At 57.0% G+C, this 18625-nt stretch carries 12 protein-coding genes; 7 read left to right on the forward strand and 5 right to left on the reverse strand.

The window, feature by feature from the left end:
* The first annotated feature begins 86 nt into the window (after window positions 1–86).
* From leuA to Q7T36_RS03970, 5 genes are all read left to right on the forward strand, one after another.
* Window positions 87–1772 carry a 2-isopropylmalate synthase gene (gene leuA, locus Q7T36_RS03950; RefSeq protein ID WP_304844278.1) on the forward strand — a complete coding sequence of 562 codons (1686 nt, stop codon included), beginning with the start codon at window positions 87–89 and terminating at the stop codon, window positions 1770–1772.
* A gap of 262 nt (window positions 1773–2034) precedes the next feature.
* On the forward strand, window positions 2035–2511 hold the full coding sequence (locus Q7T36_RS03955) for a hypothetical protein (RefSeq protein WP_304844280.1): 477 nt from the start codon (window positions 2035–2037) through the stop codon (window positions 2509–2511).
* A 187-nt stretch (window positions 2512–2698) separates the two neighbouring features.
* Entirely contained in the window at window positions 2699–3901 is a 1203-nt protein-coding gene (locus tag Q7T36_RS03960) for a fatty acid desaturase (RefSeq protein WP_304844282.1), read from the forward strand.
* A 338-nt stretch (window positions 3902–4239) separates the two neighbouring features.
* A complete protein-coding gene (locus Q7T36_RS03965) occupies window positions 4240–5121 on the forward strand; it encodes a DUF6160 family protein (RefSeq protein ID WP_304844285.1) in 882 nt (293 codons plus the stop codon).
* A gap of 462 nt (window positions 5122–5583) precedes the next feature.
* Window positions 5584–6255, forward strand: a complete 672-nt coding sequence (locus Q7T36_RS03970; protein WP_304844287.1) for an START domain-containing protein — start codon at window positions 5584–5586, stop codon at window positions 6253–6255.
* A 277-nt stretch (window positions 6256–6532) separates the two neighbouring features.
* On the opposite strand, the gene Q7T36_RS03975 is transcribed toward Q7T36_RS03970, so the two are convergent.
* From Q7T36_RS03975 to Q7T36_RS03990, 4 genes are all read right to left on the reverse strand, one after another.
* Window positions 6533–8818, reverse strand: a complete 2286-nt coding sequence (locus Q7T36_RS03975) for an alpha-L-rhamnosidase C-terminal domain-containing protein (protein ID WP_304844289.1) — start codon at window positions 8816–8818, stop codon at window positions 6533–6535.
* Window positions 8819–9096: 278 nt separating this feature from the next.
* A complete protein-coding gene (locus tag Q7T36_RS03980; protein WP_304844291.1) occupies window positions 9097–9825 on the reverse strand; it encodes a hypothetical protein in 729 nt (242 codons plus the stop codon).
* 80 nt (window positions 9826–9905) lie between these two features.
* Window positions 9906–10091: a hypothetical protein gene (locus tag Q7T36_RS03985; RefSeq protein ID WP_304844293.1), complete on the reverse strand. Its 186-nt coding sequence runs from the start codon at window positions 10089–10091 to the stop codon at window positions 9906–9908.
* 590 nt (window positions 10092–10681) lie between these two features.
* Window positions 10682–11722, reverse strand: a complete 1041-nt coding sequence (locus tag Q7T36_RS03990) for an AraC family transcriptional regulator (protein ID WP_304844295.1) — start codon at window positions 11720–11722, stop codon at window positions 10682–10684.
* A gap of 440 nt (window positions 11723–12162) precedes the next feature.
* On the opposite strand from Q7T36_RS03990, the gene Q7T36_RS03995 reads away from it, so the two are divergent.
* Entirely contained in the window at window positions 12163–14412 is a 2250-nt protein-coding gene (locus Q7T36_RS03995) for a TonB-dependent siderophore receptor (protein ID WP_304844297.1), read from the forward strand.
* 2 nt (window positions 14413–14414) lie between these two features.
* Here the strand turns inward: Q7T36_RS03995 and Q7T36_RS04000 are convergent, their stop codons facing one another.
* Window positions 14415–16070 carry an AarF/ABC1/UbiB kinase family protein gene (locus Q7T36_RS04000; RefSeq protein ID WP_304844298.1) on the reverse strand — a complete coding sequence of 552 codons (1656 nt, stop codon included), beginning with the start codon at window positions 16068–16070 and terminating at the stop codon, window positions 14415–14417.
* Window positions 16071–16305: 235 nt separating this feature from the next.
* Between Q7T36_RS04000 and Q7T36_RS04005 the strand changes: the two genes are divergently transcribed.
* Window positions 16306–18330: a cellulase family glycosylhydrolase gene (locus Q7T36_RS04005; protein WP_304844300.1), complete on the forward strand. Its 2025-nt coding sequence runs from the start codon at window positions 16306–16308 to the stop codon at window positions 18328–18330.
* Window positions 18331–18625: the final 295 nt, after the last annotated feature.

Here is an 18625-nt window from a genome sequence, read left to right on the forward strand (position 1 = left end):
GATTTTTCCCCTGCATTTCGCAATCCCCTGCTCTTCCTTACGCCGTATTCTGGCTCCAACGAGAAACATTATCCGGAGCTGCAGCCATGTTGTCGAATCCGTCTGCCAAATACCGCCCCTTTGCACCGGTGAACCTCCCCGACCGTCAGTGGCCCGGCCGTGTCATCGACCGCGCGCCCATCTGGATGAGCACCGATCTCCGCGATGGCAACCAGTCGCTGTTCGAGCCGATGAATGCGGAGCGGAAGATGCGGATGTTCAAGATGCTCTGTGAGATTGGCTTCAAGGAGATCGAGGTGGCGTTTCCGTCGGCGTCGCAGACGGATTTCGATTTCGTGCGTTCGCTCATCGAAGACGACCATATTCCCGAGGATGTGACAATCATTGTGCTGACGCAGGCGCGGGAACATTTGATCCGCCGCACGGTGGAGTCCTTGCGCGGGGCGAAGCGGGCGGTGGTGCATGTTTATAACGCCACCTCCCCCACCTTCCGTGAGGGGGTGTTCAGCATGAGCAAGCCGGATGTGGTGAAGATGGCGGTGGAGGCGGTGACGCTGATCCGTCAGTTGACCGCAGAACAGCCGCAGACGCAATGGCAGCTGGAATACAGCCCGGAGACGTTTACCGCCACGGAACTCGACTTTGCCAAAGAAGTCTGCGATGCCGTGACGGCGGCCTGGGGCGCAACACCGCAGAACAAGGTGATCCTCAACCTCCCGGCAACGGTGGAGGTGGCGTCGCCGAATGTCTATGCCGACCAGATCGAGTGGATGCACCGCCATCTGGCCCGCCGCGATAGCGTGGTGATCAGCCTGCATCCGCACAACGATCGCGGCACGGCGGTGGCGGCGGCGGAAATGGGCCTCATGGCCGGGGCCGACCGGGTGGAAGGCTGTTTGTTCGGACATGGCGAGCGCACCGGCAATGTCGATCTGGTGACGCTGGCGTTGAACCTCTACACACAGGGCATTGCGCCGAATCTCGACCTCTCGGATATCGATTCGGTGGTGCGCACCGTTGAACACTGCACGCAGTTGCCGGTCCATCCGCGTCACCCTTATGCCGGCGACCTGGTGTTCACGGCCTTTTCCGGCTCACACCAGGATGCCATCAAGAAAGGTTTTGCCCGGCAGCAGCCGGACGCGGTGTGGAATGTGCCGTACTTGCCGGTCGACCCGGCCGACGTGGGGCGCAGTTATGACTCGGTGATCCGCGTCAACAGTCAGTCGGGCAAGGGCGGCGTGGCTTATTTGCTGGAAACCGGCTACGGCGTGGTGATGCCGCGCCGGGTGCAGGTGGAGTTTTCGGCGGTGGTGCAGCAGCACACCGACACCCACGGCGGTGAGGTGCTGGCGGCGGATATCTGGAATTTGTTCGCGCAAACCTATCTTCAGGCTGCCGGGCCAGTGGTTTACCGTGAACATCATCTTTTTGAGTACGGCAGCGCGCAGGGCATGCGGCTGGTGATGGACATCCACGGCGTGACGCAGGTGTTGACAGGCTATGGCAACGGCCCGATTGATGCGGCGGTACACGCCTTGCAGTCGGCGGGCCTCGGTGTGCAGGTGCGCAGCTATGAGGAGCGCTCCATGGGCGCCAGCGCCGAAGGCGGTGAGGCCCGGGCCTGTGCCTTCCTGGAGATTGTGCGGCCGGGGGAAGCCGGAGCCTGCTACGGGGTGGGCATTGATGGCAATCTCATTACCGCGTCCATCCGGGCCTTGGTCAGCGGCATCAACCGCCTGGGTGTTACGTCGGTGGCCATGGCCGTTTAAGTCACTGCGGGAGGAAAAAATCGAGGTTTCAGCCCCGCCTCCCCCGCGCCTGATGAATTGATCTTTATTTTGACAAAAATCGCCATTTGCAAATCCCGTCACATTACAGGTAAACTCAGGATGAATATTGATCTGCCGAACAGTTCAACCCGGCTCAATCACAGCGACAGCAGGCATGTTCAAGGAGAGGCGCTTTAACGCGCTTCCGGCACTGTGGCCACACGGAATCACGAGCTTGGCAAACGACATTCCGGGGCGCACCATGTCATCCGAAGACCTGATTGAACACAAGAAGACGGCGCTGCACGCCCGTCAGTTCCTGTTGCTGGCCATCGTCATGAACCTGCTGGCCTTGATCACCGCCATAGCCGACGATTTCGGCATGTTGCCGGGTATGCTCTTGGCGGTCGCCATCCTTGGCGGTGCGGCCGGTATCAGCTTCATCCGCAAATCCATGGAGTTCTCTCTGTTCGTGATGGCTGTTTTCTGGCTGATCGTCTGCACCCCCATCCTCAACCTGGCGCTGCTGATTCCGCTGTACCGCAATGCGGCAAGCACTTACGCTTCGCTGAAAGAAGACCGGCAACGCGAAGAAACCCTGGTGCGCGCCCGTGAGCGTTCAAATGCTCCTGCCGTTCCCGCTGCCCCGGCTGAAGCCAAACCGGTGGCCGATGAAGCCAAGCCAAAGTCTGACTTCATCGAATTTACGCCCTCCCTCCCGGCCAAAGCCCACAAGTAACCGGGGTGGAACAGGGGGATTCCTGTCACGCCCCCTGACACAAAAAATAGTCCTGACAGGCCGGCTCACCGCTGGCCGATTCCGTTAAAATGCCGCCCGAATATTCTCACCCTCGCGTGCCGGTTCTTTCTGGCGTCTCTTTTGTGAGCATTCCTCACCCTCCGCCGTCTCGATCAGGTACTGCCGCATGACTACCCCCTTTCAACTCCACGATGTGGACGTGGAACAATTCACCCATGAACTGATGGCGCTGCGCCGCGCCGCCAATGAACGTCTGGGCGAAAAGGACTTCAAGCACCTGAAAAAAATCGAACGCTGGGGTAAATGGTGCACCGCTGTCGGCTATGGAACGGCATGGATCATTCCCAACCCCGTCTCTGCGCTGCTGATCAGCACCGGTAATGTCAACCGCTGGGCCAATATTGGCCACCCGATCATGCATCGCGGCTATGACAAGATTCCCGGCATTCCGGAGCGCTACACCTCGAAGGGTTTCGCCAAAGGCTTCCGCCGCTGGCTGGACTGGGCCGACTGGATTGACCCGGCCGCCTGGAACCACGAGCACAACCGCCTGCACCATTACAACCTGGGTGAAGCCAGCGACCCCGACCAGGTGGAACTGAACCTGGAGTGGCTGCGTGAGACCAACCTGCCGATGGCCGTGCGTTATGCCGCGATCGGCCTGTTTGCCCTTTCGTGGAAGCCGTTCTATTACGCGCCCAACACGCTGAAGGTGCTGGGCAAGAAGCGCACGCTGGCGCCCGGTGAAGTCCGTCAGCCCGGCACGCTGGCGCAGCTCAAGTACTGGAACCCGCTGACGCCGGAAGCCCGTGAGCTGTGGCTGAAGTGTTTCCTGCCCTACATGGCGTTGCGCTTCGTGGCCATCCCGTCGCTTTTCATCGTCTCGCCGCTGGGCCCCATTGGCGCGGTCAACGTCTTTATCAACAGCCTGCTGGCGGAAGTCTTCACCAACATCCACAGCTTCGTGGTGATTGCTCCCAACCATACCGGCGACGACCTGATCCTGTTTGAAGAGCAGGCCAACAACAAGAGCGAGTTCTATCTGCGCCAGATCACCGGCTCGGCCAATTTCCGCACCGGCGGCGACTTCAACGATTTCCTGCACGGCTGGCTGAACTACCAGATTGAGCACCATCTGTGGCCCGACCTGCCGATGAGCGAATACCAGCGCCTGCAACCGCAAGTGAAGGCGCTGTGCGCAAAGTACGGTATTCCCTATGTGCAGGAGTCGGTGTGGAAGCGGGTGAAGAAAACCGTGGATGTGATGGTGGGCAAGACTTCGATGCCGCGTCAGGGGGCGGTGTCGGGCAATCTGCGGCCGGGCGTGTTAGCCGGCGAAGTAACCACGAACGCCAAACTGCCCTTGTGAGATACAGGGGACACAGCTTCCGGTCGGCTTGTCCCCTGCCCGGGCATGACTCAGGCCGCAACGATCACACACACCGGGCTGGCCCTGATACTCGATAATATACTTAGGTTAAAGTTAAATTTAAGATCATACTAATAACAAAGCATTATTATAGGCCACAAAAAAATTAATTCAGGCCACCCTTTAAATAAATAGCCCCACTCGCGCAAACCAGACTTACAAAAATAAATACACTAAAGCTCTGTGTATGATTGTAGTTATTTGACTCTTATGAAAATATAAAAAAACAGCTACATGAATATAGCAAGTAGCTGACTCTAATAACCTCGGAGACAACAATGAAATGCTTTAATCTCATCCTTCTCGCATCACTTATCGGTGCGTCTTCTACCGCCTTCGCTCTGGAATCCATGGAGGACGCTGCCTTGTCCGAGGCCACCGGTCAAGACGGCATCACCATCAGTATCACCCCGCCTGTCGCCGGCATCGTATTTTCAACCATCATTCACGATACTGATCCGGCTGTGGACGGCGCAATCATCATGGGTAACCCGTTGTCTGCTGCCGGCCATACCGCTACCAGCATCACCACACCGGTTGGCCAGTCGATCAATATGCTGATTGATGCCACGGGCGACGTGGATGCCGGCACCGCCGGCAACCAGGCTTCCCTGCAAGTCAATGTCGTGATCCCGACGGGCACCATTATCCACACCGGCTCTATTTCGGCGGCACAGAGTAATGGTGCTGGTGTGGCGGTAACCAACCAGACTGCTGCGATAATGGATGACCTGACAATCACCTTGGGCGCCACCACCTTGGCAATGACCTTGGGCAATGAAGTCGCCACCACAGGCCAAATGATGAGGCTGACATCCACCATGACCGGTGGCCTGTCCTTAGCCAACTTCGCTCTGCGTGACGCCAACGGCGGTAACGGTAGCGCCGCCAGCGGCGGTTCCGCCATCCGCGCCACCAGCATCAATATGAATGACACCGGTGCTGGCGCCAACTTGGCGATTGATGCACGTATCGATGTGGTGCCCACAGGCCTGCAAGTCAATGTGGTCCAATTGGGTACGCTGGCCGGCGGTGCCGATGTCCTGATTACCGGCTTGCGCTTCGGCAGCACATCTGCGGTGGATAACGTTGCGATCGGCAACGTGGATATCGTGGGTCTGAATCTCGCTGGTACGCTGGTGAAGATAGCCGGTCACTGATCCGGTTGCTTCACGTTGTTCCAATGCCCCGTTTACGGGGCATTGTTGTTTGCGGTCACGATTTATTGAACGATTGCTCAAGGGAGAGTCACTGCTCAAATTACAATCTTCCGAGGTGCAACCGTAAGCGTTCACAGCGGCGAACTGCTACCTGCGCAGATACCGAACAGGATATCGCTGGTGTGATTTATTCTGAAGCGATTATTCACGCCTCACACCAGTCACCCTAAATAAATCATTTGAAAAAACAAGCAACCAGCAAACGACTTCATGGTTATCATTATCTCACTACTATATTATAAAAACTTCAAGCCATATCAGACAAACACCAAACGAACAAAACACATGCTAACATGCCAGAAAGCATTAATATGCTACCCCTTAATTACAATATAGCGTCAGCAGACCAACAACCGTCCAGTTGACATCTTGTTTTTTATTAAAACTTCATCAGGAGCACTCGTGATTAAAACAACAGCCCTTGCTGGCATCATTACACTGATTGTCATGAGCAGCCCTCAGAGCCTGGCAAACACAGCATCCAAAATAGAAACCATGATCAGCCCAGCTGAAAACTGGGTCATCTCGAAGCAGGACAAAACCCATCAAATAACCAGTTACATCAAGATGGAAGATAATCAACCCGTGCGATCTTTCAGGGTTGACTCCACCCTCAATACAGGTATTGATGATGTAATACGCATCCACAAGGATGTGGATAACCTGAAGAAGTGGTTCTGGGGAACACGCAAAGCCGTCCTGATCAAGGAGGTGTCAGAGAGTGAGTTCTATTACTACACGGTGTTCAAGGCCCCGTTGGTGCCGGACAGGGATGCCGTCATGCTGGCCCGGATCATTCCACAGCCTGACAACCGGGATGTCCGCATATTGCAACTCAACTCTGTGGATGATGTACAGTATTCAGGCGACAAAGGCATGGTCCGCGTCGCCAACATCAACATCAGTATCAAAATGACGGGTCAAGGACTCAGCAAGACAAAAATCGAAGCCATTGGACAGTTTGACCCGGGCGGCAATATTCCTTTATGGGTCGCCAACCATATCCAGAGCCGAGCGCCATATCTAACCATGCTGGGACTGCAGCGCATGATCGAAACATCCGGCAAGAAATAAAAAGAACGCATGGCTGAATATATAAAGGCCCGATTTCAGGGAGTGGTTGGCCCCCCACCATAAGCGCCCGTCAAAATAAATGTATAGCATCGGTGATTCAGCTATACAACCTCGACGGCGCAAGTCGCCTTTTATGCACCGGCGCCTGCCGGTGTTTTTTTCGCATCTGAGATATCATAAAACACTCAAAGTCATAAATATCAACCCTGCACCCGGGTCTGAATACGGAATTCACCTGGGACGCCGGGTTTGTGCCGGCATCCGCGCAGTAAGCAGTTTACAGAACAGCGCTCCAGGCAAAGGTGTGAGTACCGCTGATCTTGCCGAAAAGGATGTAATCCCCGGCTACCCGCGCCGAGACGCCCGGCATGGCTTTACCACCGACCCATATCCATTGACCGTCCATGGCGATATTGCGCGACTTGCCCAGAGCAGGAACCGCCACCTCGCCTGAAGACCCTGCAGGCCCGGAGACTGTCAAACGAAAGAAACTGTCTGACACTCCTCGCTCCCAGCGGGAAATCAGCAGGCCTTGCGGGGTGTAAGTCTGGCCTTGAGCCCAGCTCAAATCCGCCAACTGCGGCTCAACTACCCAGCGACTGTATCCGGGTTGCGCGGGCCGGATGCCAAGCACATACGCTGACAAGGCCTGGACCGGACCTGTACTCCAACCGTGCGCCATGGAAGTCAAGCCTTCCGAGGACGTCGGTTGCAATGGATTGGCTGTGTTGACAATGTTGCCCAGAAGTTCGCCTTGCTTGCTCATCTTTTCCCAAAAAGTCACATACGGCGGCTTGCTGATCATATTGCCCCAGAGGCGGCGCATCAGACCCACCGCTTCACCTGCATTATATTGGCGGAAATCGGCCAGCAACTGGGTGGAGCTGACGAAGGGCGAAATCATGATTTCAGCCAGATGCAAACTAGGCCTCTCGCCGTTGAGTGTGCCGTAGGGACTGTAAAGGCGGGTATGCACGAAATTCATGGCTCGCTCTGCTTGCTGACCACCGATCACCCCGGCCATGACGGCCTGAACATTGCCATCCTGCGAGTGATTGAGCTCGGTATCACAGCCCAGCGGCAACCACCACTCACACTTTTTCAGGAAAAATGCACCGGTCTTTTCATCCCACAACTCTTTCAGCATGGCTGCCTGCAATCCGGAAGCCTGCCTGTCCCATTGGATCGCTGTCACCTCACCTTCACCAGCCAGACGCTCAACTCTGGCCAAAGCACTCAACGCCCGGTACCAGACGGCGTTTGTGTGCGTATTCTTTCCCGGTGCATACGAGAAAACATCCCACTGAATACTGGCCTGGCCATTTTCCAATAGGTTGCCGTTGGGGATAATCAATCCTTCGGTGCGGAAAAGCCCGTCGGAATCTGTGTGGGCGACTAAATATTTCATGACGTTGCGCATCACAGGCAGCCACCTTCGGATGGATGCGGTATCGCCGGTTAGCTCAAAATATTGCGCCGCCGCAATAACCCACCAGGCCGGATACTCCGGAGCCTTGCCGTAACGGATCAGGGTCGGCTGACCCTTCAGATCAATGGGGCCTGCGGGAGGCCCCAAGGTGTCGGGACAGACGTAATGCACCTGACTGGCCATGGGAATGTAGCCATCCGGCGACTGCTGGCAGGCAAACAGGTCAATCGTATCGCGCATGACCGTCGCGGCGCGGGGGGTGGTGTAAAGCGCCGTACCCGTCTGGATGCCCATGTCGCCCAGCCAGGCCATGCGGTCGCGTTTGGCGCCGTCCGCCGCAATCATTTTGCCACCGCGATAGGGATCACTGAAGGTTGCCACATTGAATGTGTACGCACCCGCGTACCAGATACGGTTTAGTTGCGTATCGCTCGACAGGAATCGTCCCGCATAGTCTGCCGCCGCCGGACGATAGTGATTGGAGCGTATCCGGATGTAATCCAGCGACACACTCCCGATCAGGCCTTCCAGCTCAACTCTGATCCAGCGCTGGCCGCCGCGAATTCCCGGCACAGTGTAGGCCCGGGACATATTTATCGGGACAATATCCCATCGGGAATCCTTGGCCTTGTCACCGGTCAGGCCAAGAGCAGGATTGGGGTCGTCGTTAACCGCGAGGCTGGCCGAACTGGTGTCGCCCCACTTGGTGATGTACTTCGATGACTCAGCATAGGACAACCGCAACTGCGCACCGGGACCGGCGGCAGCACCGGAAATACCCACCTCAATCTGTCCGCCGGTCAACGTACCCATATCCAGCAACAAGACCGGATTGGGGGTCAGCAGGGTTTTCTTGAGTGTCAACACCGAACCGTCACCCGCCTGGATGCCTGCCGTATTGATCACTTGGGACGATACACCGCTCAGAACAGTGACATGGGCGGGATAGACCAGCTCAGATGCCCGATCCAGCACGAAAGACGACCAGTAAGGCTTTTCCTGCACCGGACAGGACGAAAGCGTGGCGGCTGAGGAGGAAACCGCACAGGCCGCATCCGTGGCGGCCTGCACACTGCCCGACAAGCACGCCGCCATGCCTGCCGGAACAAGGATGATGCGCAAAATATTCTTCATGGAAATGCCCTGCAAAACTGGATTGGAATGCAGCACCCGTCATTCCGAACCCTTTGTTATTTTCAACCCTGCCCGATTGCCCGCAAGATCGTCTTTTTGTTAGCCGACTTATGGCGATAACGTCATAAGAGGCCGTTGGCGGGGACATTAATCAGGCTTGAGGAAATAATGAAGAGCGGGTCATCCGGATGTCGCGAAAGGATTGCAGGTTGTCGTCAGAAGAATCCAATCGGCGACACGGCCCCTTTTCAGAAGCAGGCTCCTCGGGCCGGGTTCTTCTATTCCCCGAACTCCCGGACAGGGAATGGCAAGGGTGAGTCCGATATGCGGACTTCCTGCGACTCCAGCATACGTTTCAGGCCAACTACAACCTGATAGGGAGCGATACGCTGCAAAGAGTTGCTGGCCCATGCCGGAACCACGCCACCCGGATCAACATAGCCCTCAGCCACATAATGAATTTTGCGCGGGCCAACCGCAGTTACGCGGGCAATCATGTCTTCAGCCACCATTCTGACCAGCGGCGGCTTGGGTGGGATCAGATCCGTTATTGTGCGCACCTCGACTTTCAGGGTTGATTGCTCGGTTGTCTGCGGAGTGATGACAATCAGGTTGGTCACGTCACGATCCGGTATGCCATGCGGTGCACGATGGTGAATGTAAACATAAAATGCCGCAGGAGATAACCTCCTCAGAAATCTGGCTTCACGCACCTCCCAATACCAGCGGGAGTAACTCTCGACATCCATAATGGCGCGCACAAAATCCGTCATGCTTGCATGGATTGTGGATTCAACTTTGAAAGAACGGAAACGCTTTCCGGTTTCTTGCTTTATCCATGTTTTGATTTCCCGACGTCGGTCGTTCTTCACCAGCACCCACTCATTTCCCAGCTTGTCCCGCAAGGCATCAATATCATCTTCCTCACCGGCAGCCACTGCCATCAGCGGAGAAAAAGTGACCGCCAGCATCAGCATCAATCTTGACAAAAAAACAGCAGAAGACATATGAATTACCTGGAATTAAACCATTAGATCGGCGTAGGGTACGCTAATCACGAGGCGAAGGCTTTCCCGTTATTTAATTACTAAACCAATCCGTATTTCTCTTTCAAGCTTGCTCCACCAACCCATTCCATCAACAAATTATTCATCACATCTCCACCCACCGCTGACACCAAACCTATATTAATTAACTTATTAATTTCCGCTGGTAACACGTCAGCGGAATTTTTCCATTCAGATAATGGTGAGATCTGAAGACTCTTGCGCAAGCAACGTCTCAGACTTCCCCTTGATTTACTCAGCCCAATGACCTCACCATTGGATAAATCAGGCAGTAATGCTTAAAGTTCAATAAATGCGTAATGAACAGGCTGTATTCTCACCGTATTGTAAATACAGCCTGGGCGCTTATAGACTGACTGTTATTCATGACCCCGGGAATCATCCTCAATCTGTAGCTTTAATGTTGATGAGGCAACATCATGATTCTGTCGGACTCCGGCAGGGATGCTCCTCCCCCACTCTTCTTTTAACAACACGCTGAACATCCTGTTCGTAAATCCAGTACAGACCACTTCCGCAGGAACTGAAAATTTGACATCGTTTGAGGTGTTATAACTGTGTAAAACCGGTTGCCACTCATCGTTCGCCCTCAGCAAATGACCGCGATCAACAGTCGCGGCGACAGCTTGTGAGCTGAGCATCATCATGAAAGCACGCATAACAGAGCTAACAATAGTACTGCACTTCATGCATTCAACTCATTATGAGATATTTTCACCCATATTAGCGGCACGCAAAAAATTGGCCATACGATTTAAGGCCACGCCTCTTATCAATTTGAGCCAAGCTGCCGCCACTACATCATTACTGGCAAACTGAATACATCCTCACGGTATTGGCCAGGCGTCTTGTCATACCAGCGCTGAAAGGCGCGCGCAAAATTGGCGGTATTGGAGTAGCCCATCCGGTCGGAAATATACTTGATGCTAAGGCCCGGATTACGCAGCAGAATGGCTGATTTGCTCTGGCGGATATCCTCAATGATGCTGCGGAAGGTTTTGCCCTCCTCCGCCAATTGTCGTTGCAGTGTCCGTTCGGTGACATTCAGTTTCTGCGCCACCTCCTCAATACCGGAAAAGCCCTGCACTTCGTCAAAAGCCAGCTCACGCACCAGATAACTCAGGCTGCGCTTCTGGCCCATCAACTCATTCATGGCGCGCTTGCACTGTTCGCGCATCATCCGCTCCGCCAGCGGGTCGGCCATGATCAGCGGCAGGTCCAGATGTGAGGCTGGAAAAACCAGACGGTTATGGTGGCAACCAAAGCGAACAGCTGTTGGCAGCATATGTGAGACTCGTCTGAAGGATTCCGGCTCGGGAAAAGTCAGTTCGCCGCAACCTTCCAGCAAGCGGCCGGTCATGGCCGAACCGATGGAACCACAACCGGCTTGCAGGAAACCCATTGCGATCACACTGACCGGATACTCGGGCAGCGGCTGATCGAAATAGAGATAAGCCGTGTCGCCGGAAACTTCCAGACGAGGAACGATGGCCGGGCAAACCAGACCGCCGTATTGGTAAAACACATCAATAGCCGCCCGCAACGTCTTTCCCGCCATTGCGGTATAACCGACTATACCATGCAGGGATATTGTCATCTGCAATCCCAGGAACACGGCGAGTCCGGGATCTCCGGTCAGCCGTTCGGCATGATGCAGCAGTCTGTTGTATTGGTTGAAATCCATCACCCAACCCGGTGTATGCAGCATGTGCGGATGAATATCCGTCCCGGCAAGCAATTCACCGGCAGTGATGCCCCAGCGCCCTACGACATCTGCCAACAAGCTGACATACATGCCGGGCAGCGTGGCGCGGTTAGGGTTCACAAGGGGTTTCATGACGCGGCCCGATTATTGTTGTCTTACAAGGCATCGTACCTCAACATCCGGGCCTGCACTACGCAGGTAGGCATCATTTGCTGGGCATAAGCACCAACGTCACGGCGTTGAGCTTCAACAGGTTACTCATCGTTGAATGCAAACTCGTAAATGACCCTTACGATCTTTCCGACCGGTCGGACGGGGCTTGAAGGAAGGAAGGAAGGAAGGAAGGAAGGAAGGAAGGAAGGAATAGCATGGGCGTTTCTGGCTGGTACTGCCGGAGGGATGACCGCTTTGAAATGAAACACTAGACCTGCGCCGGATTGAATTTTCTTTAAGCGGTTGCCAGCCGGGATTGATGCATAAAATGGGTTAAATTGTCATCAATCATCATGCTTGGCGGTGACAAAGCGTCTAATCTTAACGGAAGAGCCACAAATTCCCATGTGCCGGATGCCATGACCACACACCGTCCTACCCGACGCCTGCTGACCGCGCTGGCGCTTGCAGCAAGCTGCGCCGCCCGGGCCTCCGGCAACTTCGACACCCTGCTGGCCATGGACCTGGATCAGTTGCAGAACCTGACCGTTTCCTCAGCGTCCGGTGTGCCGGAGAAAATGCGCCATGCCCCGGCATCCATGGTGGTGATCACCGCCGAGGACATCCGCCAGCGCGGCTATGACGACCTGGTGGAGGTGCTGCAGGATGTCCCCGGCTTCGATATTTCCATTGCCGGCGGCACCAACTACGCCGCCGCCTGGCAGCGCGGCTACCGCAGCCCCTTCGGCCAGCGCACCCTGCTGCTGGTGGACGGCGTGGTCAACAACGAGTTGTGGAGCCAGGCGCCCGACCTCTCCCGCCAGTACCCGCTGCAATCCGTGGACCGCATTGAAATCCTCTATGGCCCCGCCAGCGCTGTCTATGGCGCCAACGCCTTCGCCGGAGTCATCAACATCATCACCAGACCGGCGGACGAGGCCGGTGACAAGGCCGCCGGGGAGTGGTCGCTGCGCGGCGGCAGTTACCACACCCGCACCGTGGAAGGCACATACCGGCAGGCCTTCAACGATCTGCAACTGTCCGGCGGCCTGCGCCTGTTCCGCAGCGACGACCCCGGCCTGGACGACCTGCAAGGACGGCAGGGATTCGTGTCCGCCGCCTGGCTAGCCGACCGCAACGCCTGGGGGCCGGTGTTGGACATTCAGCATCACGGCAAGCCGCTGGGGGAGTATTACGACCCGGCGGCAGACACCAGCCTGCTGCTGAACCTGAATTACCATGACTGGAAAGCCGGGCTGTTCTGGTGGCGGGCCACCGAAGGCTACGGCATGGAATACGCCACCGACCACGCACAGGTCAACGTGCCGTGGAGCCGCGAACGCACCCACCTCTATCTGGAACGCACCGACACGGTCTTTGCGGACGGCGCGCTGACCACGCGCCTCACCGCCCGCCAGAGCCGCGAATGGGGTGACTGGGCCGAAGCCGAACCCGACTGGCATGCCGGGCAGTCAGCTTTCTCCTATGTCTCCAACTCGCACTGGAATACACAGAGCCGGGCCTGGTCGCTGGAGCAGAAGCTGGATTTGGCGGCGCGCGGCAACTGGCGCTGGCTAGGGGGCTGGAAGGCGGAGCGACGCATCCTGGCTGGGGCGTATTCGATCTGCGGTTACTGGGAGCCGTCCGCCCGGTGCCCGGATGACCCCGGCCTCACCACGCCCGGTCCGGAAGGTTTTGGCCCGTGGGTGGTGCACAGCACCGCCGCCACCCTGCCCGACTCTCCGGAGGTTCCGGTCGCCATGTCGGCGGACAACCGGGTGTACGTCACCAGCCGCAACGCCCACCTGCAAGGCACCTGGACGCATGCGGCCTGGCAGGCCAGCGGCGGGTTGTTGCTGGACCACCACAGCGCCTATGGCTCGCATGCCGTGCCGCGCCTGTCGCTGGCCTATGATTTTTCAACCGACACCACCCTGAAGCTGTTGTACGGGGAAGCCTGGCAGGAACCGCCGACGATGCAGGTCTATGGCGGCTGGAACGGCCGCAACGCCAACCCCGGCCTGCAACCGGAAAAGGCAGCCAACAGTGAGTTGGTGCTGATGCACGCCACCCCGGGATGGCTGCATGAAGTGTCGTTGTACGACGCCCGTTATGACAACGCCATTCGCGAGGACGCCATCAATGCCGCCGGCCGCCATGTGCAGGGGGCGGAATACCGGGGGCGTTTTGAACTGGATGTGCGGCGTCAGCGCTTGACCGGCTATCTCTACTACACCTTCACCCAAGCGCGGGACGACGAGCATTACAACCCGGCGGCCGGCAAATGGGTGACGGGGGAAGAGGACATTGGCGATATTGCCCGGCACAAGCTGCAACTGGGGCTGCAGATTCCGCTGGCGGACGGTTGGGACCTGAACCTGCGCGGGCGTTATGTGGGCAGGCGGGAGCTGTATTCCCGCAATCCGTTGCGGGCGCAGGGCGATACGCTGGCGGCTTATGTCACGTCAGACCTGAATCTGAGGTACCGGCAGAACGGCTGGTCGGTGGCGCTGGCGGTGAACAATCTTTTCGATACGGCCTATGAGACGCCCGGCATTGCTTCAGCCAACGCGGGGGTGGACACCACGCAACGGGCCACCGGCTATTACAATTCGCTGCTGCCGCAGGCGGGCAGGAGTGTGTATGTGACGGTGGGGAGGCGTTATTGACATCACTCCCACTCCCTTAAATGCCGCCTCGCCACCAGCATCAACCACACCACCCAGACGCCACTCGACAGCAGCACTGCCAGCCCCGACAACGACACCCCCTCAACCACCGGCGGCACCCGCCCCGCCAGCAGCAAACTGCCGCATAAAACCCCGGCCACCGTCAGCCAGGTCTGCACCAGCCGGTACTGCGAACGCTCCAGCCGTGCCGCCAGCCGGTCCAGATGACGCGGATCAATCCCCTCGCCGTTGTGACGCTTGTCCGGCACGGGCGGTGTGTACACCCGGTCCACCAGATCCAGCGCCCGCATGCCCAGGCTGCGCAGCAAGCGCGACGGACTGTAGCGCACCCGCACCATGCGCTTAATCAACGGCTCCGCTTCCGCCATCACATCAAAACCGGGGTCCATCACCCGCCCGAAACCGTCCAGCGTAATTACCGCCTTGATCAGCAGCGCAATATCGCCCGGTGTGCTCAGGTCGTGGTTGCGCAGCAGCGCTGTCACTTCCAGCATCAGCGCCGTGGCGTTGACCTCCGCCAGCGCCTTGCCATAGTAACGGTCAATGATCTCATCAATATCCGCCACCAGCCGTTCTTCATCCACCGGCACGCCGTCCGCCCACGAGGCCAGCACCGCCGCGCAGCCTTCGGGTTCGCGCAGCACCACCGCGCGCGTCATCTGCACCAACTGCTCCTGACGGGTGCGGCTGAGCTTGCCGACCATGCCGAAGTCGAGCATGGCAATGCGGTTGCCGGGCAAAATCAGGAAGTTGCCCGGATGCGGGTCGGCATGGAACAACCCGTCTTCCAGCACCATTTTCCAGGCCGCCAGCGCGCCGCGACGGGCAAGCAGCCGCCGGTCACACCCGGCTTCATCCAGCCGCGCCACTTGCCGCGCCGGGATGCCGTCAATGAATTCCTGCACACACAGGCTGGACGAACTGAGTTCCGTATGGACCCTGGGTATCACCAGCCATTCCAGTGATGCCAGATTGGCGCGGATCTGTTCCGACTGCCGCGCCTCGTGGGTGAAATCCATCTCGCGGCCCAGTGAGCGCTCGAATTCACGTACCAGATCCACCGGCCGGTAACGGCGCAATTCGGTGGAATGGTCGTTGGCCAGTTGCGCGGCCTGCTGCAGCAGGCGCAGGTCGGCGTCAATGCGGGTGCGGATGCCGGGCTTGCGGATCTTCAGCGCCACCAGGTCGCCGTTCAGCAATACGGCGCGATGCACTTGGGCGATGGAGGCCACACCAATGGGGTTGGGGTCGATTGAGCTGAATACCTGTTCGATGGATTTCCCCAGGCTTTTTTCCACCCGGGGGCGCAGCGTGTCCCAAGGAATGGGGGTGGCCTTGTCCTGCAAGCGTTCGAACTCGCTGATCCAGGCCATGGGGAACAGATCGACGCGGGTGGCGAGAATCTGCCCCAGCTTGACGAAGGTTGGCCCCATTTCCTCCAGCGCATGCCGCATGCGCTCACCGGGCTGCCGCTCCAGCATCTCGCGGTCCATGGGGCGGTGCACCAGCCGGCCCGCCTGCTCCAGCACGCCGGACAGCCCGAAACGGTTTACGAGGTCTCCAAAGCCGTACTTGAGGAGGATAGTGATCAGTTCATTGAGTCGGCGCAGGTCGCGGCCGGTATCGAGGAGGCTCATCGGGAGTCGGCAATAAATATCATGGGGTCAGTTTGGGACGTGCCTCCGCGAATGACAAGAGAAGATCGCCAAGTACTAATCACTTTTTCAAGCAACTGTTTCCAATACTGATTTGAGGTTCGGTGAGCAACTTCCACGACCTGCCTGGCAAATGGATGCCCTAGCCTGCGAAAGGCCCCGATGCACTACCGGAATGGCCTTTGAACACCATGGGCTTTTGGAGTTTTAACTGATAATGAGTCTATTGAACACCATGCCCCCAAAAGCAGAGGCCCATCAAATGCCCACGATAAATGCACTTACTTTATGTTCAGTTCTGACCTCCATTGCTCTGAGCACGAACGTATCCGCCCATAACCTGTCTTTTGATAACGACCCCGCTGCCACCCATATCAGCGTCAGCGCCAAGAACATCACCGCCAATGGGCGAAGCAATACTGATCAAACTTTTGTCGATGGCTTGGGGCGCGAAATATACATGCGCGGCTGGAATGTCTCCGGCTCAGGGAAACTGGCTGAAACCGGCTACAAACCCTTCAAATCCGCAGCCGACGCCGGAATCAGTTTTGATCTGATGGGTGAAACAGCAGGCTCCAATGTCGTGCGCTTTACCGTGGCATGGGAGGGAGTGAACCCCAGGCCGAACGAGATTGATGAAGGTTATCTGCAGGCCATTGTTGCGCAGATGCGCGAAGCCATCCGCAATCGCATGTATGTGCTGGTCGATTTCCATAACGGAAATTACTCACGGTATTTATTCGGGCCGAACTCAAAATTTACCGGTGACGGTGCTCCGCAATATGCGGTGCGCCATGAATACAGGGGAAAATCGCGATGTGTACCCTGCGTATCCTGGTTTGAACACTCCTTACTCGATCCCAATCTGGGTAATGCCATTGATGATTTCTGGAATAACCGGGCAATCAATGGGAATCCAGTTAGAATTCAGGATGCTTTTCTGTGGCAGATGGGAGTCACGCTGGATTACATTCGCACGCACTTGTCACCTGCAGAATTCAACTACGTCCTCGGCCTGGATCCTTTCAATGAGCCTGTTGCACCAAACCACCTCACGAAACAACAGGACTTCAACCAGAAACTGCTCTGGCCGTTTCATCTGCGAGTCAGGGAAGTCATGGATGTTCACGGCTGGGCCGGAAAATTGGCATTTTCCGAGTTGATCGTGTACTGGAGCACCCCCATCGGTGCCGGTGGTTTTGTTCCCGACGTAAAGCCGGGTGCCCGCTTTGTCTTTGATGCGCATTTCTATGATGTTCCGCGCCTGGCTAATCTTGCGGTGCTTGCGCCCGGCAATGGCATTTACCTGAAAGACATCGCCAAAGTCCGTGATGTGGCTCGCGCCTGGGGTTCAGCGCCCTTTTTAAGTGAGTTTGGCGCAGCTGTCCCGTTCAAGGGCGCGTCTGACCCCAACCCCGTGATTAATTACATCTATCAAGCGCTAGAAGCCAACAACACCGGCGGCCTGATCAAATCGCGTTATATCTCCCCGTACACACATCCTGTTTCGGCCACCGAATGGCATTGGGACACTAACTACGGTCGGCACCAGGAATTCCAGAACGGCGTTGGTCCGATGTTGACCGCTGCCGACGCCTGGAACAATGAAGACTTTTCCGTGGTCAATATGATCGATGGCAGCCCGGGATGGAACATCAACCCGGACCTTGTGCAGCGCACCTACCCCCGCCGCTCGCAGGGCCGCATCGTCAACTTCTACGAAAACAATCTGGTGGCTGACAAATCCGGACGCCTTTCCGGCGGCGCCAGCATCCGTCCGCAAGGCTCCAACCGGGAATACCTGCGCGGCAATCGTTTTTCCCTGTTGGTCTGGCAAGGGCGAAGCAGCAATGCGCCGAGTGAAATATTTGTGCCCCGGACACTTAACAGCCATGAATTGGTCGTAATCACCGAACGTCAGGTGCGCAGCCTGACACAAACCGACAGCGCCCCGGTCGGGGTGATGAATGAAGTGGCCTTGCTGGCTGACATTGGCCGCAGCAACCCTGCCAACTCCGGTAAACGGCTACTGGTCTGGGATGATGCAGACAGCACCGAATCGGCTGACAGCTGGCACTATGCCCTTATTTTCCACCGCAATCCGTGGGAGCTGTGGAACAGCACCCGACTGCAACAATTGCAGGCTGACCTTACCCGCGTGATTGTGCAGCAGAAGAAAAGCCCTGTCTGGATGACGGGCAACATGGAAGGCGGACTGTACGAACCGGATATTCCCCGATAATCCGGCGGCTGCTTGGGCAATATCTGAGGGTAAGGCGAGTGGGTTGAGGCCAGGATCGCCAGCACGGTTTGGCGAATGGATCTTGGTGCTCAGTCGCAGGCTGTAGAAACAGATCGACCTGCCGCCGCTGAGTCAAGCCCGGGCCGATTATCACATTAATCGGCCTAGTATTAATGGCCCTAATCCACAGCCCGAATGACCCCTCTTCCCGTAACATTTTTTCGGGCCTCTACTGATAATGCTCTGGTCTGCACACCCGCATGCTTAACCACAACGAACGGAGGCAAACCATGCC

It is taken from the genome of Fluviicoccus sp. (assembly GCF_030646115.1).
GTDB lineage: Bacteria > Pseudomonadota > Gammaproteobacteria > Pseudomonadales > Moraxellaceae > Fluviicoccus.

Coding starts and splice junctions, on each gene's coding strand:
- Q7T36_RS03975 (WP_304844289.1), bottom strand. CDS start 8,818: ATGAAGAATATTTTGCGCATCATCCTTGTTCCGGCAGGCATGGCGGCG.
- Q7T36_RS03990 (WP_304844295.1), bottom strand. CDS start 11,722: ATGAAACCCCTTGTGAACCCTAACCGCGCCACGCTGCCCGGCATGTAT.
- Q7T36_RS03960 (WP_304844282.1), top strand. CDS start 2,699: ATGACTACCCCCTTTCAACTCCACGATGTGGACGTGGAACAATTCACC.
- Q7T36_RS04005 (WP_304844300.1), top strand. CDS start 16,306: ATGAGTCTATTGAACACCATGCCCCCAAAAGCAGAGGCCCATCAAATG.
- Q7T36_RS04000 (WP_304844298.1), bottom strand. CDS start 16,070: ATGAGCCTCCTCGATACCGGCCGCGACCTGCGCCGACTCAATGAACTG.
- Q7T36_RS03980 (WP_304844291.1), bottom strand. CDS start 9,825: ATGTCTTCTGCTGTTTTTTTGTCAAGATTGATGCTGATGCTGGCGGTC.
- Q7T36_RS03965 (WP_304844285.1), top strand. CDS start 4,240: ATGAAATGCTTTAATCTCATCCTTCTCGCATCACTTATCGGTGCGTCT.
- Q7T36_RS03955 (WP_304844280.1), top strand. CDS start 2,035: ATGTCATCCGAAGACCTGATTGAACACAAGAAGACGGCGCTGCACGCC.
- Q7T36_RS03995 (WP_304844297.1), top strand. CDS start 12,163: ATGACCACACACCGTCCTACCCGACGCCTGCTGACCGCGCTGGCGCTT.
- leuA (WP_304844278.1), top strand. CDS start 87: ATGTTGTCGAATCCGTCTGCCAAATACCGCCCCTTTGCACCGGTGAAC.